General features: G+C 71.5%; 6 protein-coding genes. 4 read left to right on the top strand and 2 right to left on the bottom strand.

Annotated elements, in window-relative coordinates; all coding sequences use genetic code 11:
- The coding region (locus tag ABTZ89_RS37400; protein WP_351053939.1) for a hypothetical protein at window positions 1-236 on the top strand (236 nt) is incomplete at its 5' end.
- Between the two features lie 48 nt (window positions 237-284).
- Here the strand turns inward: ABTZ89_RS37400 and ABTZ89_RS37395 are convergent.
- Complete coding sequence (locus ABTZ89_RS37395; RefSeq protein WP_270950339.1) at window positions 285-695, bottom strand: RidA family protein; 411 nt, start codon at window positions 693-695, stop codon at window positions 285-287.
- 96 nt (window positions 696-791) lie between these two features.
- Here ABTZ89_RS37395 and ABTZ89_RS37390 point away from each other — a divergent pair, with 96 nt between their 5' ends.
- Together ABTZ89_RS37390 and ABTZ89_RS37385 are read left to right on the top strand one after the other, a co-directional pair.
- A complete protein-coding gene (locus ABTZ89_RS37390) occupies window positions 792-974 on the top strand; it encodes a hypothetical protein (RefSeq protein ID WP_270950338.1) in 183 nt (60 codons plus the stop codon).
- Between the two features lie 108 nt (window positions 975-1,082).
- Window positions 1,083-1,475, top strand: coding sequence for a VOC family protein (locus ABTZ89_RS37385; protein WP_351053935.1), 393 nt, complete (start codon window positions 1,083-1,085; stop codon window positions 1,473-1,475).
- A 4-nt stretch (window positions 1,476-1,479) separates the two neighbouring features.
- On the opposite strand, the gene ABTZ89_RS37380 is transcribed toward ABTZ89_RS37385, so the two are convergent.
- The gene (locus ABTZ89_RS37380; RefSeq protein WP_351053932.1) at window positions 1,480-2,019 is read right to left on the bottom strand and encodes a GNAT family N-acetyltransferase; all 540 of its coding nucleotides are present in this window, start codon (window positions 2,017-2,019) and stop codon (window positions 1,480-1,482) included.
- Between the two features lie 106 nt (window positions 2,020-2,125).
- On the opposite strand from ABTZ89_RS37380, the gene sph reads away from it, so the two are divergent.
- Window positions 2,126-3,076 (top strand): sphingomyelin phosphodiesterase, encoded by a 951-nt coding sequence (gene sph, locus ABTZ89_RS37375; RefSeq protein WP_351053929.1) that lies wholly within the window; start codon window positions 2,126-2,128, stop codon window positions 3,074-3,076.
- The last annotated feature ends 124 nt before the right edge of the window (window positions 3,077-3,200 follow it).

Raw genomic sequence — 3,200 nt, 5'->3', positions numbered from 1 at the left:
GCCAGGTGCAGGACGCGCTCGAGGAGCTGCGGCAGGCGCGGGCGGAGGCCGCTGAGCGCTTGCAGGCCGAGCGTGACGCCGCCGCGCAGCAGTTGGCGGTCCTGCGCGACGCGCAGTCGCAGTCGCAGACGCGCGCGGATCGTGCCGAGCGGCAGCTGGACGCGGTCAACGAGGAACTGCGGCAGTTGCGCTCCACCACTCAGGCCGCGCAGCAGCAGGCTGCGGAGCGCAACTAGAGCCGTTTCGGGGAGTCGGTACAGCCCGCGACGGCTGGGGTGGGGACGTCAGTCTGAGGGCAGGGCGGCCAGGGCGTCGATCTCGACCAGCTGGTCTGCGTAGCCCAGGACCGTGACGCCGAGCAGGGTGCTGGGCGGGTCGTGGTCGCCGAAGCGATCGCGCACCACTTCCCACGCGGCGACCAGGTCCTGCTGCGAGCTGCTGGCCACGTAGACGGTCGTCTTGACCACATCGGACAGTGCCGCCCCGGCTTCGGCCAGGGCGGTCTCCAGGTTGTCCATCATCTGGCGGGCCTGGCCCGCGTGATCACCGACTGCCACGGTCGCCCCGTCGGCGTCGAGCGGGCAGGCTCCGGCGGCGAAGACCAGGTGGGAATCGGGTGGCACGACCGCGCCGTAGGCGTATTCGGCCACATCGGACAGTGCTGCGCTGCGCAGCAAGCGGATCGGGCTGGGCACGCCACCACGCTACCGGCGCCGGCGTTCCCGGGAATCCACGTTCGCCGACGGGAAAATCGGTTGATCGTCGCAATAGTCTGGTTGCGTGGTCAGTCGATGAGAGGACTGGTTGTGGAACGGGTGCTGCGGGAGGTGCGGGTGATCAGCGGGCACGCCGGTGATGAACCGTTCGTCGGTGACATCGCCTTCACCGGCGGCCGCATCACGCGCATCGACCGCAGCACCCGGCAGCAAGCGCGGCCCACACGGGCGGTGCTGCCGCGACCAGCGCTGATGTGATCGAGCCGGTCGTCGGCGGCGAAGTGGCGCCGGAGGGGACGATCACCTGGTCGCGGTCGCACTTCGCGTTCGAATTGTAGGTGCGCGCGATCGGTTTACGGTGTCGTCATGAACATCTCTCGTCTGCAGTTCGTGTCCGTCCCGGTGGACGATCAGGCCAAGGCCTGCGCCTTCTACGTCGACGTGCTCGGTTTCGAGCTGGTGGCCGACGTGGCCGGGCCGCACGGCCGGTTCGTCATGGTCGCCCCGCCCGGCTCGTCCAGCGGGGTGGTGCTGGTGGACTTCCCCGTGGCCGGTCGTGAGCTCAGCGGTCCGGTGCACCTGCAGTTCCACACCTCCGACGTCGAGGCCGACGTCGCCGAGCTGCGGGCGTCCTCGGTGCAGGCCGGGGACGTGCAGGAGATGGCGTGGGGGCGGCAGACGTCGTTCACCGATCCCGATGGCAACGTGATCTCGCTGCTGCAGCCCTCGCGCATGGGTGAGCGCCCGACCGGGGCTTGAGTTCTCAGCGGGTCAGCCGCCAGATGACGTCGATGCCGGCTTCGCCGGCGCCGACCGGTTCGCGGGGTGGGCTGCGGCGGTCGACGCAGGTGAAGCCGAGGCGTTGGGGGACGGCCTGGCTGGCGGTGTTGGCCGCGTCGTGCCAGATCTCGACGTGGTCGATGCCGGGCAGGGCCAGGGCTTGCTCGACCAGTGCGGCGGTGCTGGTGGTGACCAGGCCGCGTCCGGTGTGGGCGGGGTGCAGCCAGTAGCCGATCTCCAGGCCGGTGGGGCCGATCCGGCGTTCCAGGGCGATGCAGCCGGCGATGGCGCCGCTGACCGTGATGGCGTAGGTGAAGGCCCGCCCGGTGCGCCAGTCGTGCTGGCACTTGTCGATGAACTGCGCGGCGGAGTCCAGCGTGTAGTCCCCGGCCGCCCACGGCAGCCACGGGCTCAGGTGGGGCTGGGCCTCGGTGACCGTGCGGTGCAGTTCGGCCAGGTCGGTGGTGAGCCAGCGGCGCAGCACCGACGATTCCAGGGTGATCTCCTCAGCGGGGCGCTCCATGGGCCGATCCTGCTCTGCCCACCTGTGCGGGGCAACCGATTTGATCCCGGGTGTTCGCCGCCCGGTACTGGCTGGTGGTGCGGTGGGGCGGGCATGATGATCCACCGTGAAGATACGAATCGCTTTCACGTCTTTGGTGGTGGCGGTGAGCGGGCTGGCCGCCCCGACCGCCGTGGCCGGTCCCGCCGCCGACGGACCCAGGATCGCCTCCTACAACGTGTTCATGCTGCCGCGCTCGCTGTACCCGAACTGGGGGCAGCTGCAGCGGGCCGACCTGATCGCCTCCGAAGGCGTCCTCTCCGGCCAGGACGTCGTGGTGGTGCAGGAAGCCTTCGACAACGAGGCCTCGCAGCGGCTGCTGGCCAACCTCGCCGAGGACTACCCGAACCAGACGCCGGTGCTGGGGCGCTCCCGGGACGGGTGGGACGCCACGCTGGGGTCCTATTCGGACACCCGACCCGAGGACGGCGGGGTGGCGGTGCTCAGCCGCTGGCCGGTCGCCGAGCGGATCCAGTACGTCTTCCCGCCGGGATGCGGTGCCGATGCCGCGTCCAACAAGGGCTTCGCCTACACCCGCATCGACTCGCCCAGCGGTCCGGTGCACGTCATCGGCACCCACCTGCAGGCCGATGACCCGGCGTGCGGGGACAGGGCGCCGGGAGTGCGGGCCGATCAGCTGGGCGAGATCGCGCAGTTCGTCCGGGACAAGGCGATCCCCGCGGCGGAGCCGGTGGTCGTGGCCGGCGACCTCAACGTCGATGCCTCGGCAGGGGAGTTCACCTCGGCGCTGGCCACCCTGGGCGCGGCGGCCCCGCAGACCACCGGGCACCCCTACTCCTACGACCCGGCGACCAACTCGGTCGCGGCCGACCAGGCACCGGGCGCACCGGGCCAGCTGCTGGACCACGTGCTCCCGCTGACCGGGCACGGATCGCAGCAGTGGGTCGACGAGACCCGCGCGGTGCACTCGCCGGAGTGGTCGGTGACCTCGTGGGGCCAGACCTACACCTACACCGACTTCTCCGACCACTACCCGGTTTTCGCGAGCCCGTCCTGAGCGGACGGGCGCTGGAAAGCGCTGTGGGGGGGCCCCCCCGCCCCGGGGGGGGGCCCCCCCCGGGGGGGGGGGGAAAGCGGCCCGGGGGGGACCCGGGGGGGGCCGCCCCCCGCGCCGGTTAACC

The organism is Saccharopolyspora sp. NPDC002686 (genome assembly GCF_040295745.1).
Lineage (GTDB): Bacteria > Actinomycetota > Actinomycetes > Mycobacteriales > Pseudonocardiaceae > Saccharopolyspora > Saccharopolyspora oryzae.
This window is presented reverse-complemented; position numbering and strand designations above follow the sequence as displayed.